The sequence below is a fragment of the Bacillus sp. ISL-55 genome, assembly GCF_018613155.1.
GTDB lineage: Bacteria > Bacillota > Bacilli > Bacillales > Cytobacillaceae > Mesobacillus.
Genome location: NZ_JAGGQU010000028.1, coordinates 50,022 through 71,337 on the forward strand (window position 1 = coordinate 50,022; position 21,316 = coordinate 71,337).

The window sequence follows — 21,316 nt, forward strand, 5'->3', positions numbered from 1 at the left end:
TTTGCGAAAGGGACCCTTATGTCTCTGCAAACTAACGCATAAGGGTGTCTTTCTTCGCAATCGTACTTTTATGACAATGCCTAAGGGAATCTGTAGGCACTACAAGTCCCTATATACTAAAAAGAAGGGATCCCATCAGTGGGGATCCCTTCTTTGCCTTTTGCTTATTTACTATCGATAATCAATGTAACAGGGCCGTCATTTGTCAATTGAACGTCCATCATGGCGCCAAATACACCGGTTTCGACTTGGATTCCTTTTTCAGCGAGGAAGGTGTTGAATGCTTCATAGACAGTTTCTGCATGGTCTGGCCTGGCTGCGTCCATGAAGTTCGGACGGCGCCCCTTGCGGCAGTCGCCATACAGGGTAAATTGCGAAACAGAAAGAATCTCTCCTTCTACATCGAGAAGGGACAGGTTCATCTTTCCTGCTTCATCTTCAAACACCCTGAGATTAGCAGCTTTCTCGGCAAGAAAGGCAGCATCTTTTTCTGTATCTTCATGGGTTACGCCCACAAGGATGACAAACCCCTTATTAATGGAGCCTGTTATCTCTCCATCAACTGTTACTTTTGCTTCTTTGCTTCTCTGTATCACTAAACGCATCGCGAATCTCCTTACACATCGGTCTCCACAATTTGCTTATGGTTCTAATCAGATTAACTCATTACCCTTCTGACTGCATAGATGTCTGGAATTTGCTTGATCCGGTCCACAACTTTTTGCAGATGGCTTACGTTATGGATGGCGATCGACATGTTGATAGTCGCCATTTTATTTTTGTCAGATTTCCCGGATACTGCAGTAATGTTTGTTTTCGTTTCATTTACGGCCTGGAGTACTTCGTTCAGCAATCCCCTGCGGTCATAGCCGCTGATTTCGATATCGACATTATATTCTTTGCGGTCATTCAAGGCGGTTTCCCATTCTACCGGAATCAGCCTTGCCTGCGCATCCTCTGTATGGATGTTGGTGCAATCAGAACGGTGAACAGATACTCCCCGGCCTTTTGTAATAAAACCAACAATATCGTCTCCAGGTACAGGGTTGCAGCAACGGGATAGCCTGATCAGCAAATTATCGATACCAGACACCCGGACACCAGATTCCCGCTTCTTGGCAGGTGAAAATGATTTAAGCTCGGAAACAGCATTTGAAATGTCCTTTTCTTGTTCCATATCACGCTGCTTGCGCAGTTTTTCTGTCAGCCTGTTCGCCACCTGGAGGGCGGTTATTCCGTTGTAACCAATTGAAGCAAACAGATCTTCTTCATTGGTGAAATTATATTTCTCCGAAACCTTTTTCAAGTTTTCAGATGTCAAAATTTCCTTAACATCAAAATCCATATTGCGGATTTCTTTTTCCAGAAGCTCACGGCCTTTTTCAACATTTTCGTCCTTCTGCTGTTTCTTGAAGAATTGGCGAATTTTGTTTTTGGCCTGTGAGGTTTGGGCAAGCTTCAACCAGTCCTTACTCGGTCCATAGGAATGCTTTGAAGTGAGAATTTCAATGATATCCCCCGTCTTCAACTGGTAATCTAAAGTCACCATTTTGCCATTTACCTTGGCACCGATCGTCTTATTGCCGATCTCGGAGTGGATCCGATAGGCAAAATCAATTGGTACCGATCCTGCAGGCAATTCGATGACATCGCCTTTCGGAGTGAAAATAAATACCATATCCGAGAAAAGGTCAATTTTTAGAGATTCCATGAACTCTTCTGCATTCGCAGTGTCATTCTGGAATTCAAGGATTTCACGGAACCATGAAAGCTTCGTTTCAAAATTGGAAGCGTCAGTTGGTTTGCCCTCTTTATATGCCCAGTGGGCCGCAACCCCGAATTCAGCAATTCTGTGCATTTCATCTGTTCTGATCTGGACTTCCAGCGGATCGCCTTTAGGGCCGATTACAGTAGTATGCAGTGATTGGTACATATTAGGCTTCGGCATCGCGATATAGTCCTTGAATCGGCCAGGCATCGGTTTCCAGCAAGTATGGATGATACCAAGGATTGCGTAGCAGTCCTTGATGCTGTTGACAACAATCCTGACAGCCAGCAAATCATAGATTTCATTGAACTGCTTATTTTGGAGCACCATTTTACGATAGATGCTGTATATATGCTTCGGCCTTCCTGAGATTTCAGCCTTGATCGAAACTTCATTCAGCCTATCTTTCACTTCATCAATGACTTCAACAAGATATTGCTCGCGCTCTGCTCTCTTCTTTTTCATCAGATTGACAATACGGTAATATTGCTGCGGATTCAGATAGCGTAACGCTGTATCTTCAAGTTCCCATTTGATTTTTGAAATACCGAGCCTGTGAGCCAGCGGCGCAAATATTTCAAGCGTTTCATTCGAAATCCTGCGCTGTTTTTCACTCGGTAAATGCTTCAGGGTCCTCATGTTATGAAGACGGTCAGCCAGCTTAATCAAGATGACACGAATATCCTGAGCCATGGCAACAAACATCTTCCGGTGGTTTTCCGCCTGTTGTTCTTCATGCGACTTGTACTTTATTTTACCAAGCTTCGTCACGCCATCCACAAGCATGGCCACTTCGTCGTTGAAGGCCTCGCTAATATCATCAAGCGTTACAGCGGTATCTTCGACGACATCATGAAGAAAACCAGCCGCAACCGTAGCAGGGTCCATCTCAAGGTCAGCCAGAATCCCTGCAACCTGGATCGGGTGGATGATATACGGTTCCCCGGATTTTCTGAATTGATCATGATGAGCCTGTCTGGCGAACTCATATGCCTTTTTTACCAATTCAATATTTTCATCATTCAAATATGATTTTGTACAGTCAATGACTTGTTCTGCGGTCATTACCTGGTCATTCGCCATAGGATCACCTAATTTAAATTTCTTTATATTAACCCGCATTTTCTCTCCAGCGGGAACCAAGGACATAAAAGTAAAAATCTTTATTCACAATAATTATTCTTATAAAGGATTGTTACTATTATCAAAGAAAAAATCAAAGATGTAAAGAGAAAGGAAGAGATTTTACAGCAGAATTTAAAAAAATTGTCGAAAGATATTTTATTTCATTAAAAAATAGGGTTATTTTTAATACAAAGATGCGTTTGAATGCATTTCTCTGATTATAAGAAAAGGGCACTTCACAATGAAGCGCCCGGTCAATTTAATATTGCATCAAAGTTAAAATATCATAGCCATCCAGCTTTTTGCGGCCATCGAGATACGTAAGTTCAATCAGGAAGGCGATACCTGCAACGATTCCTCCAAGTTCTTCAACAAGCTTGATCGTTGCATCGATCGTTCCGCCAGTTGCCAGCAAGTCATCGGTGATCAATACTCTTTGTCCTGGCTTGATCGCGTCTTTATGGATTGTTAAAACGTCACTGCCATATTCAAGTCCGTAATTGACCTTGATTGTTTCGCGCGGAAGTTTTCCTTCCTTCCTGACAGGAGCGAATCCTACACCATGGGCATAGGCAACCGGACAACCGATGATGAAGCCGCGTGCTTCAGGACCGACTACAAGGTCGATTTGCTTTTCACGGGCATAAATCACGATTTGGTCTGTTGCATATCTATAAGCCTCGCCATTGTCCATTAAGGTTGTGATGTCCTTAAATTTAATGCCGGGCTTTGGCCAATCGGGAACGATTGTTACAAATTGTTTCAAATCCATTGAATAATTGCCTCCTCATTTTTCACCGACTCTTGAATGAATTGGTCAAACCAACTCTTCAATTGCTCATACGATGAGTAGAGCAATTCATTTTCAAGAGTGAATGCTTGCACCTTGTGCTGATATGTTTTGGATTCAGTTAGATCCCTTTTTGGGACGTTTTCTACTAGTGAAATAAACCCATTGTTTATTTTAACAAAATCTAGTTCAAAAAACACCTTCGACATGAAATCTATTGTTTCTTTTGTCCACCCTCTATGCTTGGCCAAATCGTCACCGTAACGCTTTAGATCAAATGGCCCTTTCTTTGCTAGGAAAGCGTAAAACCATTTGAAATGCTCTCGTGTTGGCATGGTGGTAAAGAAATCACTGTTCTCTTTGTAAAAATGGACATAGATTCTGCCCGGATTTTTCCCGGCGAATAACTTCTCAAGTATATCTTTCGAAGCCGGCAAATCCAACAGAACGACATTGGATTGGTCGAACTCAATTTGCTCAGCTTGCTCAGCTGTGGATAGCAGTTCCAATGAGTCTCCGATAATAGGAGAAAACTTATTTTTTAAATCGGAGTTAAAGAGAATCCACTTTATATTACTCCCCGGAATCATGCCTGGAAGCTTTTCCAACCTTTTAAGCCCGCGGAAATCGAATAGCTGCCAGGACTTGACGGCTACGTCCCGGAGAAAAATCTGCGGCTTCTTATTATTGTTCCACTCGTTGATCGAAAGTTCGCCAATGACCGACAGTTTCGAGCTCGGCGAGATATGGTCATGGAGATAGCCAAAGCCGAATCCTATTCCATCGATCACCGTACCGTCCTCTTCAAGTGCCAGCTTAAGATGTGACTGATCTGCACCTATCTTTCTTAGAGTCGAAATATTGGCTCCATCAATCATCACTTTCGGTTTAGGGTTGCTTACACCGTATGGAGAAAGCATTCCAAGTTCATTTATCGTTTCAATCGTAATCTCTTTAACATCGATCCTGGCATCGATATGAGATACCGGAATTAGGTCTTCTTCTTTCAGCTGTTCTTTTGCCAGTCCATTCAATTTTGACCTTAATGCGTCAACATCATCAAGATTCAATGTCATGCCCGCAGCCATTGGATGGCCGCCAAAATGCGGAAGGATATCTCTGCAGGTTGATAGATTCTTAAAAAGATCAAAACCGGCGATACTTCGTGCAGAACCCTTTGCAAGCCCCTTCTCTTTATCGAAACTAAGCACGATTGTTGGGCGGTAATATTTTTCAACGAGCTTGGAGGCTACGATGCCAATAACTCCTGCGTTCCAGCCTTCCTTGCCGACGACAAGAACTGAATTATCTTTTATTGGATAATACATTTCCACTTCCGCAACTGCTTCCTCGGCAATTTGTGAAACAATGTTCTGGCGTTCTTTATTGATTGAATCAATCTCTTCCGCAAGCATCATCGCCTCTTCCGGATCATGAGTCATCATCAATTGAACGGCAGGGTCAGCGCTGCCGAGTCGTCCGGCTGCATTAACCCTAGGGCCAATCATAAAGCCGATTGTTTCTTCATCAATGGCTGCCCTGTCTGTTTTGGCCAGCTTAAGCAGTGCATTCAAACCAGGTGTCTGGCTCGACTTCAATTTCTCTATTCCTCTTAGAGCAATGAGCCTGTTCTCCCCAAGCAAAGGTACAAGGTCGGCAATTGTCCCGATAGCGGCGAACTCCAACAAATGCTCCGGAACTCTCCCAAGCAAAGCGTGTGCCACCTTAAAAGCGACACCTACACCGGCTAAATCCTTGAAAGGGTATACACTGTCTTCCAGCTTTGGATGGATGATCGCAAACGCATCAGGAAGGACGGGACCCGGTTCATGGTGATCCGTTATGATGAGGTCGACACCTAAGTCTTTGGCAACAGCTGCTTCATGAAGAGCTGAAATGCCCGTATCGACAGTAATGATCAAGCCAACTCCGCTGTCTGCAGCACTGCGGAATGCTTTCTCATTAGGACCGTACCCTTCTGTAAAACGGTTCGGTATGTAATAGTCGGCGTTCGCTCCGAGTTCAGCCAGGGCTTTCATCAGGACCGTCGTACTGCTTACACCATCCGCATCATAATCACCAAATACCAAAATAGGCTCCTGCGTTTCTATTGCCTTATTGATCCGCTCAACTGCCTTATCCATATCTTTCAGCAAAAATGGGTCGTGAAATTCGCTTTTTTGCCCAAATAAAAAATACCGGGCATCTTCCACGGTATCCAGTCCGCGATTGACTAACAGAGAAGCAGTCAGATGATTTATGTTCAGGTCTTTAGCGAGTGAATCTATTATTGTCTGGTCGGATTTTCTAACAATCCACCTTGATTTTGGCTTTAACATACGTTCACCTCTCAGCTTTTTCATTATACAAAAGCGAAGAGTCGGTTTCAATGACAATGAATGCTAATAAGGGGCTTTTAATTTATGAACAGTCAAGATTCAGTTTAAACAAGTGCAAATATAGTAAAATGGCAGCATATTTGTATGCTGCCATTTTGCTGGATTAATGAATATCTTCTATTTCGTGCTGGGGTGCTGTTTCCTCCGGCAGAGTTTCCTTTTGGGCCAGCTGAGCTTCTAGTGAGTTGTTTTTCTTCTTCAGTGTCTTTACTTCCCTTTGAAGCACAAACATCCTGAATAGACCGACAGAGCCAACAATGATACCGCCCATCAATACAGAGCCTAAGATGACCAAAATTAACGGCCATTCTGATTCCCCAAATAAATAGTTCACTGTTACTGAATCGACATTGATGACTGCAAAAACAGCTACAATCAATGCAAATGCGAGTCCCAGCAGCAATGTCCATTGAAACTTCATGCTATCTCCTCCCAAGAGACTTATTGAATATCTATGTCATCTTTAAAACTTCCACTCTCACTGTATGGATTAATATGGACCATAACATTTTGGACATTTTTGTTTTCCATCAGTTTCTTTTTCACAGATTTTCCAATCCGGTGGCCTTGTTCAACGGTAATATGTGGATCGACAGATATTTTCAAATCAATGATAACATAATGACCATGCTCTCTGGCATGTAATTCATCCAATTTTTTCACTTCTGGTATTGACTGAACAACATTCCTGAATTCTTCTGTATCCTCATCATGAAGCACATGATCAAGTGTGTTGTGGATTGATTCCTTGCCGAGCTTCCAAGCCATCCTGATGACCGGCAAGGCTACGAGCAGCCCGGTCACCGGGTCGGCATATTCAAGCCAGCCTATACCAAAGATGCCGCCTAACACTGCAGCGCTGATCCCTATAAGTGCTGCTATGGAAGAATAGACATCCGATCTATGCTCATATGCATTAACGATGAGCGCATCACTATTCAATTGTTTACCCAATTTGTATTTGTACCGGAACATTCCCTCTTTTACGATAATTGAAACGACTACAGCCACAATCGCGATGGATTTGGGAGGTTCAATGGGCTGAAAGAATGCCTCGAACGATGATCTGCGATTTCGACACCCACGAGCATCAATAAGACTGCAACAATGATTGCTGCAATTGATTCGGCCTTTCCATGGCCGTAAGGATGGTCTTCATCCGGCGGAGCTTTCGCTGCCTTGAGACCTATGTATACAGCTAATGAACCAACTACATCAGATGCAGAATGAACGGCATCCGCTACAAGTGCTTTACTGTTCGCATAAATGCCTACTCCCCACTTTAATATTGCTAGTAAAATATTGCCGACAACACCAACCATTGCCGCGAATTCCGCTTTCTTAAATCGAACATCTTTTTCCAATACCAAAGTCCCTCCCTGTACAGAGCTTTTACATCGTTCTTCTTTTTCCACCATATTTAGTCTGTCGGCATTCCTTTTATTTTATCCTGAAAAATGGCTTTTCTAACCTTGGATAAAAAAATACCACGGGGTTTCCCCGTGGTATTGAAGTTTTAGTTATGAAATTAAACCTGCGGCTCATCTGAGTAGACTTTCTTTTCCTTGTAAGTCTTGATTGTGCCTTTTTTCTTAAGCTCTTTATTTTTCCATACATACCACAGCTGTGCTGCGATGAAGATGGAAGAATAAGTACCGGCAATCAGGCCAATAAGGAGAGCGAAAGAGAAATTCCAGATGGATGAACTTCCGAAAATCAACAGAGCCACAACTGTTATGACAACAGTCAGGATCGTGTTGACTGAGCGGCCAAGTGTCTGGCGAAGAGCAGAGTTCACGACATCCGCAATATCTTCCGGTGTCTTCAAGCGTTTCTTCTTCACCATATTCTCACGCATCCTGTCAAAGGTAACAATCGTATCATTAATCGAGTAACCGACAATCGTCAGGACGGCTGCGATGAATGTGATATCCACTTCAAGCCTTGTGAGACTGAATAGGACAATGATAAAGAATGCGTCATGAAGCAGTGCGATTATAGCGGCCAACGCCATGTATATCTCGAATCGGATCGTTACATAGATAATGATCCCCACGGAAGCAATGGCAACTGCAATCATGGCGTTCTTAGCCAGTTCTTTCCCTATCGTTGGTGAAACTGTACCGACGTTTGGTTCAGCTCCGAACTCTTCCTTGAAGTGAGACTTAAGCTCAGAGATCTCATCTTTGGAAAGTACTGTCTTAAATCTTGCAACGCCAATTTCACCATTATCACCGGAGATGACAATATCGTTTGTTTCCAGATTAACTTGCTTAAGCTCTTCCTTCAACTGTTCCGCTGAAAGTTTGCTGTCAGACATTACCTCTACCCTTGTCCCAGCCGCAAAATCGATTCCAAGATTCAGGCGGAACACCAGGAGTGCAATCAGGCCTATACCAATAAGGACAGCTGAGGCGGTAAAGAACTTGTTTCGGCTCTTGATGAAATCGAAACGATCGAATCTAGTTTTCAAATCCATTGAATCTAAGCCTTCAGAGATATCATGGACCTCACTAGGTTTTACGCCGAACAATCCCGGCTTGTTCTTGAACAATCCGCTGTTCACTAGCAATCCAAGGAACAAGCGTGCACCGAAGACTGCTGTGATAAAGCTTGCAAGAATACTGATGATCAGCATGGTCGCAAAGCCTTTTACAGAGCTTGTCCCGTACGCGAATAATACGATTGCCGCTAGCAAAGTCGTGATGTTGGCATCAAAGATGGTAGACAGGGAGCCTTTGCTGCCCGCATCGAATGCAGCTTTGATATTCCGGCCAACCTTTAATTCTTCTTTGATCCGTTCATAAGTGATGATATTTGCATCCACCGCCATACCGACACCGAGGATCAAGGCCGCGATTCCAGGCAGTGTGAGTACACCATTCATCCAATCAAATACAAGCAGGATGAGGTAAACATAAATTGATAACGTTACGACTGCAACGATTCCAGGGATACGGTAGATTGCCAGCATGAACACGAATACAGCTAGAATGCCGATGATCCCAGCAAAGACTGTTTCATTAAGAGCCTGTTCACCAAACTTCGCTCCCACAGAAGTAGAATACGTTTCTTCTAGATTAACCGGCAATGACCCTGCATTGAGCAAAGAAGCCAGCTGCTGCGCTTCTTCAATGGTAAAATTACCTGTGATTTCAACATTTTTTTGGTTAAGGATCTTATCAACATTTGGATTGGAAAGGAACTTCGGTTCAGGCTTCATCCTTTCTTCCTTATAGGAATCCTTGCCTTCCTCGAAATCCAGCCAGATAATCAGCTGATTTTCCGGAGCCATATCACGGATTTCCTTTGTGATCTCACCGAATTGGTCTCCATCTTTAAGAGTAATCGAAATACTCGGCTTGTTTTGCTGGTCGAAGCTTTGCTTCGCTCCGTTTTCTTCCAAGTCACTTCCATCCATCATGACGCGATCGTTCACGTCACGGAAAGTAAGATTCGCTTCGGTAGAAAGGATCTCACGCGCTTTATTCTGATCTTTTACGCCAGCGAGCTGAACGCGGATCCGGTCATCTCCCTCAATTTGGATATTAGGTTCACTGACACCGAGGACATTGACCCTTCGCTCAAGAGCTTCAGCAGTGCTCTTCAAGGTTTCACGGTCAACTTTCTCGCCCTCTTTTCCATTTAGAGGCGTGACTTCATAAAGAACCTCAAAACCACCCTGCAGGTCAAGACCTAGTTTGATATCCTTCAATATACTCTGGGTTGTTGCACCCATGGCACTTCCAATTAAGATAACCAGCAAAAAGAAGGCCACGATGCGGCTGCGTTTTACCATTATGTATAAATCCTCCTTATTCTTCGCACAAACATGCTGCCAGACAAATAAAACAATAAGACCAAAAAAATAGACAGTAGCCAATTTATAGCATTCTAATTATGTAACAGATTAAAAAAACTGTCAATTAAGCATTTCCGTTAACTGAATAAAGAAAGTCTCTCTCTAAAAAAAATCGGCACCTTGATTTTTTCAGGTAGCTCAGACGAATAAGCTATTTGCCCCTGCTACTTTAGAAGTTCCTTTCGCTCCGCTTCGTCATCTAGAGTAAAGTCACCCAGTTTAAAGGCTTCGACGGTAGTGAAATTCATTACGTCTCCGATTTTCGCGGATAAAATATCAGCGATGATTTCATACATTTGTATTTCTTCTTTCGGTTTCTTCCATTTTTTCTTTGTGAGATAATCCCATAATTCTTTTTCTTTAACCTGTTCATAACCGAATATTTCGAATTCTTCAATTTTGCTTTCCAATGCCGGCTTTACCTGCTTGTAGAACCGTCCGTATTGATGGCTTGAGTTCATCCCATGGCCCCCTCGTCCAATTTTCTAGTCTTTTAATGTCTTAACCTTGTCATGCTTTGTCCACTTTCTTGCATATAGTTAATTGTATATGAAATATGCATTTTTGAGAAGGCAGGGAGCGGAATGTCGAAGTTTTTAAAGGGAACCTTTATTTTGTTAGTGGCCGGGCTCGTCACGAGAGTGCTTGGTTTCATAAATCGAATCGTCATTGCCCGTTCCATCGGAGAAGAAGGTGTTGGACTTTACATGATGGCCTTCCCCACTTTGGTGCTTGTCGTGACGATTACACAACTGGGTCTCCCAGTCGCGATTTCGAAAAATGTAGCTGAAGCCGAGGCAAGAGGCGACTTCCGAAAGATCAAGAAAATCCTTGTCGTTTCGCTTGCAACCACTATATCGCTATCTGTTGTCTTTACACCGGCTCTCATTTTCCTTGCTCCATACTTGTCTGAGACGTTGTTCACGGATCCCCGGACACAATGGCCGTTGCTAGCCATCGCACCAATCGTACCAATCGTTGCGGTATCCTCGGTTCTCCGCGGCTACTTCCAGGGAAGGCAGAATATGCGCCCTTCCGCAATCTCCCAGGTGATTGAACAGCTAGTACGGATCACGTTGATTGCTGTTCTGACAGCGACGTTCATGCCTTATGGAATTGAATATGCGGCAGCAGGTGCCATGATTGCCTCTGTGATTGGGGAGCTCATATCTCTAATCTATCTCATGACGACTTTCAAGCTCCGAAAAAAATTCAGGCTGCGGAAGAACTTTTTTCAGTTCGTACATTCGGGAAAATCGACCTTCAATGATTTAATGAGGATTGCCTTGCCGACTACAGGTTCAAGGCTGATCGGCTCTGTCTCCTGGTTTTTCGAACCAATCGTCGTTGCACACAGTCTGGCGATTGCCGGTGTGGCCGCCGTCGCCGCCACGAAACAATATGGAGCCTTGACCGGATTCGCTATGCCATTGCTGTTATTGCCGTCGTTTATCACTTATTCGCTGTCGACCTCCCTTGTCCCGGCGATTAGCGAAGCAAACTCACAGAAAAACACAAAAGTAATACAACATCTTTTACAGCAATCTCTGCGTTTTTCTCTGTTAACAGGCGGCCTTGCTGTCGTCGTCCTTTATGTATTGGCCGAACCGTTAATGACATTAATGTATGGAACAGCTAATGGGGCCCAGTTCATAAAGCTAATGGCACCATTCTTCCTCTTCTATTATTTCCAGGGCCCATTGCAGGCAGCACTGCAGGCTCTTGATTTAGCAAGAGCTGCCATGATTAACAGTCTGATTGGGAACCTTGCCAAGACTGCTGTCATTTTCCTTTTGGCAAGTCAGCCTGCCTTTGGCATCAACGGTGTAGCACTTGGGATGGTAATGGGAATTGTTCTGATTACACTTCTGCACTTCGCCACAATGCTCAAGGCAGTTTCCTTCACCTTCTATATAAAGGATTATATTAAGATGTTTGCGCTGATCATACTTGCAGGAACGCTTGGATTCCTGCTTTGGGACTGGTTGGATGAAAGCATTGGACTAACTGTTAAAGTTTTATCCAGCGCAGCATTAATGAGTGTCCTTTACATTGTTCTCGCTATTGCTCTAGGCTTGATCAGGAAGAATGAACTTCTCCGCATCCGGTCTGTCATATCTTCTTTTTTCAGGAAAACTCATATGTAAAAGGCTGAAACTGCTAAATTAAAACAACACCAGATAAAAAACGTGGAATTTTTGTCCACGTTTTTTATCTGTCTTTCATATCAATATAGAATTCACCGTTCTGAAAGCTGCAAAAAGAAATGTCCTTAGTTTCCTCATAACCATTTTTCTTTAATTCCTGAAGCAGCCAAGCTTTTGATTTGTCAATCAGAATAAGATTATCCTCCTGGATTTCTCCGTCAACGATTAATGGCAGAGCTAAGCTTCCATTCTCCTCTTGTCCTTTATCGTTTTCCTGGCCTTTTTGAAAAATAGAAAGTGTCCCAGAAGGCTCGAGAATAGCATATTCAACATCAGCGATATTACCGACATCTTTTTCACGCAATTGAAGAAGCAAATCATCAAAGTTATACCTTTGCGATCTCATCGCCTTCTCGTCTATTTTGCCATTATTAATTATAATTGTCGGCTTTCCATCGACGATATCCCTGAATTTTTTACTTTTAAGCGAAAGCATTGCCAGTGCAATTTGAATGATGACAAATAAACCTATTGGGAGAAGAGTGTTGATCAAGGGATCTTTCGTGTTTTCAATAGCCAAGGATGCCATCTCCGCAATCATTATATAGACAACCAAGTCCAGGATGCTCAATTCACCGATTTCTCTTTTACCCATTAAGCGAAATATCAACAAAATCAATAAATAAAGGAAAACTGTCCTAAACAGGATGATGAAATATTGTTCCACTTTTCTCCCTCCCTTCACGCAGCATTCCTTCTTAGTCTTTAACCCAGCAGTAAAATCATACTTATTGTTTCATTTATTTTTCAGTGAGTTCCAGAATAAAAACTGATTCTATTTGTCCATGACCGTGAATATGCTTGTACTAGGCAATTCCCGTTTAGAGGGATTAGATCAGAGAGGAGAGGGGTTAATGGAATCCAAAAATTTAGGCAGGGCCGTCCTGTACGGGGTGATTGCAATATTCCTGTTGGCAATCGTAAGCAGCTTTATATTTTCTCTTCTTTTAAAGTTCACCTCCGTCCAAGAATCTTCGCTTCAATACGTCATGACATCTATTTCCTTTTTGTCGATTTTCATCGGAGGCTTTATTACTGGCGGAAACGGCAAAGAAAAAGGCTGGATGATCGGGGGAGCTACAGGGCTGGCATATTCTTTGATTATTTTCTTGTTCCAATACCTGGGCTATGACAGTTTATTCTCACTTGAACAAGTTATCTACCATATTTGCTATATACTTACGGCAATGATGGGCGGAATCCTTGGGGTAAACATCGTCGGCGGTCCATCTAAGGCATAAAAAAGAAGCGAACCGAGTTCGCTTCTTTTTTATCATTTAATTTAAACACCTGCAGATTCTTTGACATCGCGAATTGCCGCGCGGTCATATGTAAGACGGCTTCCGTCTCCACATTTGATGACAACAGTTGCTTCATCAATTGCATCAACAATTCCATGCAAACCGCCGATCGTTACTACCTTATCACCTTTTGCAAGGTCACTCTGCATTTGCTGAACCGCCTTTTGCCTCTTTTGCTGAGGGCGGATCAGTAAAAAGTAGAACAATACAAACATCAGCAATAATGGGAATACTGTACCTAATAGTCCTTCCATTCATTTTCCCCTCCTTTCATTGATTGGCATTGTCCGCATCGCGAAACAGCCTTATTAAAAGCAGTTTATTTAGAAGTTTTTGGCATTCGGCTTATTGTAGCCATATTGCTCAAAGAACTCTTCTCTAAAGTCCCCCAGACGGTCTTCACGGATTGCCTGTCTGACCTGCTCCATTAATTTTAGCAGAAAATAGAGATTATGGTAAGAAGTAAGTCGAATTCCAAACGATTCATCCGTTTTAATCAAGTGGCGGATGTACGCCCTGCTGTAATTTTTGCATGTATAGCAATCGCAGTTCGGATCCAGCGGTCCAAAGTCACGAGCAAATTTCGCGTTCTTGACGACCAATCTTCCCTCGCTCGTCATCAATGTGCCATTCCTTGCAATACGAGTTGGCAGCACACAATCGAACATATCAATTCCGCGGATGGCACCATCAATCAATGAATCTGGTGAACCTACCCCCATCAGATAGCGCGGCTTGTCCGCTGGCAGCCATGGTGTCGTGAATTCCAGCACTCTGTCCATGACATCCTTCGGTTCGCCGACTGAAAGGCCCCCGACAGCATAGCCCGGGAAGTCCATGGAAACAAGGTCCTTCGCACTCTGCTTTCTCAATTCCTCATATTCTCCGCCCTGAACGATTCCGAATAAGCCCTGGTCCTGTGGACGCTGATGCGCAGTCAGGCAGCGTTCTGCCCAGCGGGAAGTCCGTTCTACCGACTTTTTCATATAATCATATTCAGCAGGGTATGGCGGGCACTCATCGAATGCCATCATGATATCTGACCCGAGGGCATTCTGGATTTCCATCGCCTTCTCCGGTGAAAGGAAGAGCTTGTCTCCATTTAAGTGATTGCGGAAATGGACGCCTTCTTCTTCGATCTTTCTGAACTCGCTCAAGGAGAATACCTGGAAACCGCCTGAATCTGTAAGGATGGCACGGTCCCAGTTCATGAATTTATGCAGGCCGCCTGCCTCCTTGATTATTTCATGACCTGGCCTTAACCAGAGGTGGTAAGTGTTGCTCAGGATAATCCCTGCACCCATCTGGACCAATTCTTCAGGTGACATAGTTTTAACTGTAGCCAGTGTACCTACCGGCATGAAGACAGGTGTTTCAAAGGAACCATGTGGCGTATGTACACGCCCAAGCCTTGCTCCTGTTTGCTTACAGGTCTTAATTAATTCGTAACGGATTGCTGACAATGTTTAAGCTCCTTCCAGAAGTACAAATTCATTATTATTTTTCAAAGCATGAAAACTATAGGATCAACATTGCATCGCCGAAGCTGAAAAAGCGATACCTTTCCTCTACTGCATGATTATAGGCATTAAGGACATGATCGCGTCCAGCCAATGCACTCACAAGCATAATCAGCGTCGACTTTGGCAAATGGAAATTGGTAATCATCCCGTCAATCGCTTTGAACTCATATCCAGGATAAATGAAGATACTGGTCCAGCCATTTTCAGCGACAAATTTACCGTCATTGGCTGTTGCAATGGTTTCGAGCGTCCGCGTTGAGGTTGTTCCGACGGTAATGATACGTCCGCCCTGTTCGCGCACAGAGTTCAACAGCAATGCTGTTCCTTCTGTAACCTGGTAAAACTCTGAATGCATGTCATGCTCTTCAATTGAATCGACGCTTACGGGCCTGAATGTTCCCAAACCTACGTGAAGAGTGATAAAAGCAATATGGACGCCCATTCCCTTAATTTCATCAAGCAATTCTTCTGTAAAATGCAAGCCAGCCGTCGGGGCCGCTGCAGAACCTCTTTCCCTTGCGAAAACGGTCTGGTATCTGTCCTTATCCTCCAGCTGCTCCTTGATATAAGGAGGCAGCGGCATTTCACCAAGCTCTTCCAGCACTTCATAGAATATACCGTCATATGAAAACTTAAGGTTCCTGCCGCCATGCTCGGATTCCCCTGTGCATTCTGCGGTCAATAACCCGTCACCAAAGACGATTTTTGTGCCTTCCTTCACTCTTTTCGCTGGTTTGACAAGCGTTTCCCACTCATCACCCTCGAGCTGTTTCAGGAGCAGGACCTCAATTTTTGCTCCTGTGTCTTCTTTCATGCCAAAAAGCCTTGCCGGAAGAACTTTTGTGTCATTCAGGACGAGGCAATCACCTGGTTTAAGATAGTTTTTGATGTTCTTGAAAACATCATGTTCTATTTTACCCGATTCTTTATTTAATACCATCAGCCTGCTTTCCGCTCTTTGTTCGAGCGGAGTCTGGGCAATTAGTTCCTCTGGTAAATGGAAATCAAACAAGTCTACTTTCATGTTGTCACCCTTACTAAGTTTTCTTTATATTTTGTTCATGCGCCGCTCATCTGAATCGGCCGATAAAGTAAAAAATCGCAGATAAAATAATGCTTGCCAGGATGGAAGTCACAATTGGAAAGTAAAAGGTCGTGTTGCCTTTTTTAATCATGATGTCTCCCGGCAGCCTTCCCAAGTTGACAAACTGCATGATAAAGCCAATGATGAAAATGACTGCCCCTGCGATCATCACGAACTTTGCTGCTCCTGTCATCGTTCAGGCACCTCCATGTTAAAATGTCGGTATACTGCCTCCGTTACAAGTCTTCCCCTTGGCGTCCTCTGCAAAAAACCGATCTGCAATAAATATGGTTCATACACATCTTCAATCGTCTGCGACTCTTCGCCGATGGTCGCGGAAATAGTCTCTAATCCGACTGGTCCGCCGCGGTATTTTTCAATGATGCCCTTAAGTAATTTATGGTCGATATGGTCCAGTCCCAAGCGGTCAACCTGCATCAGTTCCAATGCCTCCCGGGCAAGTGTTTCCTCTACGGCGCCATTGCCGCGCACCTGCGCAAAGTCACGTACTCGCTTCAATAGGCGATTGGCGATCCTCGGTGTCCCTCTCGATCTTCTCGCTAGCTCCAGAGCGGCAGGCCAGTCGATGTCAGTTTCCAAAAGCTCAGCTGTCCTGACGACAATATCGGTAAGCTGTTTTTCATTATAGTATTCCAAACGGCTCAAGACTCCAAACCTGTCTCTTAATGGAGCTGACAACGAACCAGCGCGGGTTGTCGCACCAACAAGCGTGAACGGCGGGAGGTCAAGTCTGACGGATCGGGCGCTCGGCCCTTTCCCTATGACGATATCAAGGCAAAAGTCCTCCATGGCAGGATAGAGTACTTCCTCAATCGTCCTTGGGAGTCTGTGAATTTCATCAATGAACAGGACATCGCCAGGTTCCAATGCGGTCAGGATTGCTGCCAGGTCACCAGGCCTTTCGATCGCCGGTCCGGATGTGGTCCTGAGGTTGACGCCCATTTCATTGGCGATGATTGCCGCCAATGTTGTCTTACCCAAACCAGGCGGTCCATATAGCAATACATGGTCCAGCGTTTCACGCCTCATTTTGGCCGCTTCGATAAACACTTCAAGATTTGCTTTTACTTTATCCTGGCCGATATATTGCCTGAGTGTCTGCGGACGCAGGCTCTGCTCAAATGAAACATCCTGGTCGCCCGCTTCACTGGAGATGATTCGTTCTTCCATCTGTTTCTCACCCTTCTAATAAGCTGGTTAACAGATCATTTTTAACACAGCGTTACTTTAGTAGCTTCTGTAATGCTTTCTTGATATATTGGTCTGTCGTCAACTTTTCTTTCTTCAACTCTGGAGTGATCTTGCGTATTTCCTTTTCTGAGTAGCCCAGCGCCTTCAATGCCAGTACTGCTTCATCAAACTCAGTTGACTGGCTTATGGTTGCAGCAACCTCGTCCGAATTGAAAAGGTTAGGGAAGTAATCTGGCACAAGGTCATGCAGCTTTCCCTTTAAATCGAGGATCATTTGTCTCGCCGTCTTTTTTCCTACTCCAGGGAATTTGACCAGGAACGATTCATCTTCATGTTCAATTGCCTGAACAACTTGGCCCGGTTCTCCTGACGCAAGGATGGCCAGTGCCCCTTTCGGACCGATTCCCGAGACATTCAAAAGTCTTGTAAAAAGTGCTTTTTCCTCACGGTTCTTAAATCCATAGAGGGCCATTAGATCTTCTCTGACATAATGATATGTAAAAATACAAATCTCTTTACCCGCTTCTTTCGTGAATGCAAATGGATTTGGTGTCATGATTTGATATCCAATCCCTCTGTTTTCAATGACTATATATTCAGGACCGACAAAATCGACGGTACCTTTTATGAATTCATACAATACTCTCGCCCCTCTGCTTTGCTGTAACTCATTTTAACATACTCTTTTAAAAGGTATGAATAAAAATATGCGAAAAGGCGAACGTATGATCATTTTTATAAGAAATGCGGAGGCGACTGCCCAACTCCGACAAGCGCTGGAGGGCCTGACAGTGAAGTCGCTCTTTGACTTCATTGGCAGGACCGAAATCGAAAAGTATAGCTGACTGCCCAGAAACACAGAAACTGGAGACTCCGACAAAGAAGNNGGAGTTTCTAGGAGGCGACACTAGACACGCGTCTCGAGGAGTTAGGAGCCGCAGCTAGACACTAATGTAAGTTGATAAAATTTAAACTTTCTTATCCAGTAATAAAATCTCTCAGAAATCTTCGGTAACACAAATAAGAGCCAGTCAGCCCGGCTCTTCACTGTTCTCCCTCACCGTATATGGTTTAAAAGTCTCCAATACCTCTTCATAGCATTGTTTGTTCCTGATTGGAATCCCTTTTTTCAATTGATCTCGTTTAATGCTTTCAAGTCTGCCAAGGTCGATTTGAAAGAACGATTGGATGATGTTTGAACCATCAGGCCTTCCATTGAAGATAGTAAGGACTCCTTCATCGGACAACCCGAAATATCCATTTGCCTTCAATAGCGGTGATATATCATCATATTTCAATCTGAACACAGCCTTGTTTGCTTCCATATCTACTAGCTGCCATTCGTCATACTTGGCCCAAAAGTCTTCCATTGACCAAATCGTTTCCTCAATACGTTCCTCACTCATTTCACCATCAAGATACACTCTTTGCAAAATGATTGTGACCTTAAGAGGTTCATGGATTTCATGGACTGCTTCTTCAGGCTTCTCAGCAAAAACCGGCTTTGTCTGAAGTACTAAACTGCATCCCGATAGACCCATTAGGAGTATAACAGCTGTACTGAACGTTTTTAATAATTTGATTGAAGCCATTGCTGTCCACCTCTCTTATTTGCTAGAGTATATTTCTTTTTCAATAATAGTGTAGCCAAAATGAACTTATTTATCCTTGTTAAAGTAAACATGAAAATAGAAGGCAAAGGTTACTCTGCCTTCTATCTTTATTATGGGTTAACATTGATGCTTTCTCTTGGGTTTCCATTCCTTCGATCATAATCAATGTTCCTTGAGCGGCTGAAGGTTCCTTCATCCTCGATGATACGCAGCTCTCTGCCTTCAATGTATGGACGAACTGCCTTCCTGATTTTCTTATCTGTTTGTTTTTTCAGTGACTTGTCCTTGTATGCCACCGTCACTTCTACTTCGCGTCCAAATAACACGGACCTCACTTTATCGACATTGTCGACAGACTCCGCTGCCCTACCTACTTTGCTGGCCAATCTGTTATCCTGTTCAGTATTGGAGTAAATTCCAGCCTTGCCGCTTCCTCTGTGCTCACTAAGATGTCCATGATAATTCAAATCACCACGGCTATATTTATTATCTCTCTGGAAAAAGTTATGGTCATGATCAGAACGAGGGACGGTTGGATTCGGAGGGTTGCCATTTTCATCACGCGACTGGAGCATCCTCCGCTTCCGGTTTTCTGCAGCTGTTCCCTCTTTCCCAAAATTATGGTCAAAAATTTCCGTGATTGCACCCTCTCGGTCATCCATTACGTCAATTTCGTTCCCTTTTTCATTCGAGTAATAGCCAAGCGGCTGCCCGCCACCTGCATTCTGGCTTTGAACAGCGGCTTCATCATTTCCGTTGCAAGCCGTCAGTCCTAATGTGAGCAAGGAAGCTAAAGGTACGAACAACATCTTTTTATTCAATCGAAAAACCCCCATCCTAGCTAAAATGAGCATTTATTTCATGCTCATTATTAGAGTGCGGATGGGGCTGGATTTTCATTCTGACAGATACGTCCAAAAACCTAATTATTCAATCTTGATTTAACTTCTTCCTGAAATTGTTTCCTTTGCTGAAACTGACCGACAGTCATTTCCACGATTGGTGCCAGGCCATACGGATGTGTCTGGCTTCTGTCTCTCAACAAGCGGTTCCATTCCCTTAAAATATCTGCAGGATACAATAGTCCGTATAAAAAGGCATCAGAATCCAACCACTTATTCAAATGGTTTATTTTTTTCAGTGATTCAAACTGCCAATCCAAAAAAGGCAGAATACGGTTTGCATACTGCAGCATATCATATGCTCTTGATCCAGAGTTGATCAAATCAAAATCAATTATGAACAGCTTTCCTGTCTTTGAGCGAAGAAAATTGTGATGTGCTACATCGCCATGGAGGATGGATGGCGGCCCTGTATCAAGATCTTTTCTGGAATTCATAAAATTCCTCAGAGAAAAATCCGCCCATTCCAGCAGCTCTTCGGTAATGGCTTTATTCACATAGAAATTAACTCTTGGCTGGTTTTCGATAAATTCATTCTTTCGATGGTGCCATTTTTTCGCTAAATCTGTTTTCGGCAGCATATTTGCATATGAAGAAACAAGAACCGATGTATGGTTATGGAATTTATTTAACAGTTCGACGCCTTCCTCTCTGTCTGCTTGAATTCCATAATCAAAACGCTTTTCATGGTGGTCTATATATTCAATACAACCATAGTATAACCCTTCGAAATGAAGAGCATCTTTATTCAGATTATAAAATCGGTAGGATTGATCAAAACCGGATTTTCGTAAAGATGAAGCAAATGCTTCTTGAATCTTTAATTTCCGCAGATCTTTATACCCTTTTAAAATGAATCGGGTATTCTCTGTTTTAACGAGAAAGACATCTCCTCTTAAATGGGTCATTTCCTTGATTCCAATGTTGAGTTCGCTGTTTAAATAAGAGAAGAGACGATTGAAAAAATAATCGTCTCCACTTCTCTTCATGTTAATATTCATTGCTCTCTTCGTCTTCGAAACGCGGCATCGGCATACCATAGCCTCCGCCCATCGGACCTGCTCCATAAGGATTCATGAACCCCTGTGGACCCATGCCCATCTGGTATCCTTGATGAGGGTTCAAATGCATTCCTGGAGCTCCTGGATAGCCTTGGTGCATCATCATATGATGCGGGTGATGCATACCTGCTCCCATCATGCCATAAGGATTACCCATTTGTCCGCCGCAGCCACAATCATAGCCGGCACCCTGCACTGCCTGCTTAGGCATCATTGGCTGTTTCATCATTCCGCCAACTTGAGGCATTTGATTATCCATCATTCCACCAACTTGCGGCATCATCGGCATCTGATTATCCATCATTCCACCAACTTGCGGCATCATCGGCATTTGGTTATCCATCATTCCTCCAACCTGCGGCATCATCGGCATCTGATTATCCATCATTCCACCAACCTGCGGCATCATCGGCATCTGATTATCCATCATTCCACCGACCTGCGGCATCATCGGCATCTGATTATCCAC

Annotated in this window: 19 protein-coding genes and 2 pseudogenes; 2 read left to right on the forward strand and 19 right to left on the reverse strand. The window is 43.6% G+C overall.

Going from position 1 to position 21,316, the window contains the following annotated elements; all coding sequences use genetic code 11:
• Positions 1 to 164: 164 nt before the first annotated feature.
• The 8 genes and pseudogenes from dtd to J7E32_RS14330 all read right to left on the reverse strand — a co-directional run bounded on the left by dtd (position 165) and on the right by J7E32_RS14330 (position 10,405).
• Entirely contained in the window at positions 165 to 605 is a 441-nt protein-coding gene (gene dtd / locus J7E32_RS14295) for a D-aminoacyl-tRNA deacylase (RefSeq protein ID WP_214908388.1), read from the reverse strand.
• A gap of 53 nt (positions 606 to 658) precedes the next feature.
• The gene (locus J7E32_RS14300; protein ID WP_214908452.1) at positions 659 to 2,851 is read right to left on the reverse strand and encodes a RelA/SpoT family protein; all 2,193 of its coding nucleotides are present in this window, start codon (positions 2,849 to 2,851) and stop codon (positions 659 to 661) included.
• A 301-nt stretch (positions 2,852 to 3,152) separates the two neighbouring features.
• Entirely contained in the window at positions 3,153 to 3,665 is a 513-nt protein-coding gene (locus J7E32_RS14305; RefSeq protein WP_214908389.1) for an adenine phosphoribosyltransferase, read from the reverse strand.
• Positions 3,656 to 6,022 carry a single-stranded-DNA-specific exonuclease RecJ gene (gene recJ, locus J7E32_RS14310; RefSeq protein WP_214908390.1) on the reverse strand — a complete coding sequence of 789 codons (2,367 nt, stop codon included), beginning with the start codon at positions 6,020 to 6,022 and terminating at the stop codon, positions 3,656 to 3,658. The genes J7E32_RS14305 and recJ overlap by 10 nt, the downstream gene beginning before the upstream one ends.
• 163 nt (positions 6,023 to 6,185) lie before the next feature.
• On the reverse strand, positions 6,186 to 6,503 hold the full coding sequence (locus J7E32_RS14315; RefSeq protein ID WP_214908393.1) for a LapA family protein: 318 nt from the start codon (positions 6,501 to 6,503) through the stop codon (positions 6,186 to 6,188).
• Positions 6,504 to 6,523: 20 nt separating this feature from the next.
• Positions 6,524 to 7,350 (reverse strand): annotated as a pseudogene (locus J7E32_RS14320) (cation diffusion facilitator family transporter); the annotation flags it as partial.
• A gap of 260 nt (positions 7,351 to 7,610) precedes the next feature.
• On the reverse strand, positions 7,611 to 9,881 hold the full coding sequence (gene secDF, locus J7E32_RS14325; RefSeq protein WP_214908395.1) for a protein translocase subunit SecDF: 2,271 nt from the start codon (positions 9,879 to 9,881) through the stop codon (positions 7,611 to 7,613).
• Positions 9,882 to 10,108: 227 nt separating this feature from the next.
• A complete protein-coding gene (locus J7E32_RS14330; RefSeq protein WP_214908397.1) occupies positions 10,109 to 10,405 on the reverse strand; it encodes a post-transcriptional regulator in 297 nt (98 codons plus the stop codon).
• A 123-nt stretch (positions 10,406 to 10,528) separates the two neighbouring features.
• Here J7E32_RS14330 and spoVB point away from each other — a divergent pair, with 123 nt between their 5' ends.
• Complete coding sequence (spoVB, locus tag J7E32_RS14335; RefSeq protein ID WP_214908399.1) at positions 10,529 to 12,091, forward strand: stage V sporulation protein B; 1,563 nt, start codon at positions 10,529 to 10,531, stop codon at positions 12,089 to 12,091.
• Positions 12,092 to 12,155: 64 nt separating this feature from the next.
• Here spoVB and J7E32_RS14340 read toward each other — a convergent pair whose 3' ends face one another.
• Positions 12,156 to 12,818, reverse strand: coding sequence for a DUF421 domain-containing protein (locus J7E32_RS14340; protein ID WP_214908401.1), 663 nt, complete (start codon positions 12,816 to 12,818; stop codon positions 12,156 to 12,158).
• Between the two features lie 187 nt (positions 12,819 to 13,005).
• Between J7E32_RS14340 and J7E32_RS14345 the strand changes: the two genes are divergently transcribed.
• Entirely contained in the window at positions 13,006 to 13,392 is a 387-nt protein-coding gene (locus tag J7E32_RS14345) for a TIGR04086 family membrane protein (protein ID WP_214908404.1), read from the forward strand.
• A gap of 41 nt (positions 13,393 to 13,433) precedes the next feature.
• Here the strand turns inward: J7E32_RS14345 and yajC are convergent, their stop codons facing one another.
• The 10 genes and pseudogenes from yajC to J7E32_RS14395 form a co-directional block, all read right to left on the reverse strand.
• Positions 13,434 to 13,706 (reverse strand): preprotein translocase subunit YajC, encoded by a 273-nt coding sequence (gene yajC / locus J7E32_RS14350; RefSeq protein WP_214908411.1) that lies wholly within the window; start codon positions 13,704 to 13,706, stop codon positions 13,434 to 13,436.
• A 69-nt stretch (positions 13,707 to 13,775) separates the two neighbouring features.
• The gene (gene tgt / locus J7E32_RS14355) at positions 13,776 to 14,915 is read right to left on the reverse strand and encodes a tRNA guanosine(34) transglycosylase Tgt (RefSeq protein ID WP_214908415.1); all 1,140 of its coding nucleotides are present in this window, start codon (positions 14,913 to 14,915) and stop codon (positions 13,776 to 13,778) included.
• Positions 14,916 to 14,970: 55 nt separating this feature from the next.
• Positions 14,971 to 15,999 carry a tRNA preQ1(34) S-adenosylmethionine ribosyltransferase-isomerase QueA gene (queA, locus tag J7E32_RS14360; RefSeq protein ID WP_214908419.1) on the reverse strand — a complete coding sequence of 343 codons (1,029 nt, stop codon included), beginning with the start codon at positions 15,997 to 15,999 and terminating at the stop codon, positions 14,971 to 14,973.
• A 46-nt stretch (positions 16,000 to 16,045) separates the two neighbouring features.
• Entirely contained in the window at positions 16,046 to 16,252 is a 207-nt protein-coding gene (locus J7E32_RS14365) for a DUF2905 domain-containing protein (RefSeq protein ID WP_214908421.1), read from the reverse strand.
• Positions 16,249 to 17,250, reverse strand: coding sequence for a Holliday junction branch migration DNA helicase RuvB (ruvB, locus tag J7E32_RS14370; RefSeq protein WP_214908428.1), 1,002 nt, complete (start codon positions 17,248 to 17,250; stop codon positions 16,249 to 16,251). Before ruvB ends, J7E32_RS14365 begins: the two co-directional genes overlap by 4 nt.
• A 52-nt stretch (positions 17,251 to 17,302) precedes the next feature.
• Positions 17,303 to 17,911 (reverse strand): Holliday junction branch migration protein RuvA, encoded by a 609-nt coding sequence (ruvA, locus tag J7E32_RS14375; RefSeq protein WP_214908430.1) that lies wholly within the window; start codon positions 17,909 to 17,911, stop codon positions 17,303 to 17,305.
• A gap of 391 nt (positions 17,912 to 18,302) precedes the next feature.
• Entirely contained in the window at positions 18,303 to 18,863 is a 561-nt protein-coding gene (locus J7E32_RS14380) for an intercompartmental signaling factor BofC (RefSeq protein ID WP_286183253.1), read from the reverse strand.
• 131 nt (positions 18,864 to 18,994) lie between these two features.
• Positions 18,995 to 19,705, reverse strand: coding sequence for a YhcN/YlaJ family sporulation lipoprotein (locus J7E32_RS14385; RefSeq protein WP_214908432.1), 711 nt, complete (start codon positions 19,703 to 19,705; stop codon positions 18,995 to 18,997).
• 101 nt (positions 19,706 to 19,806) lie between these two features.
• Positions 19,807 to 20,775 carry a phosphotransferase gene (locus J7E32_RS14390; protein ID WP_214908434.1) on the reverse strand — a complete coding sequence of 323 codons (969 nt, stop codon included), beginning with the start codon at positions 20,773 to 20,775 and terminating at the stop codon, positions 19,807 to 19,809.
• Between the two features lies 1 nt (position 20,776).
• A pseudogene (locus tag J7E32_RS14395) lies at positions 20,777 to 21,316 on the reverse strand (hypothetical protein); the annotation flags it as partial.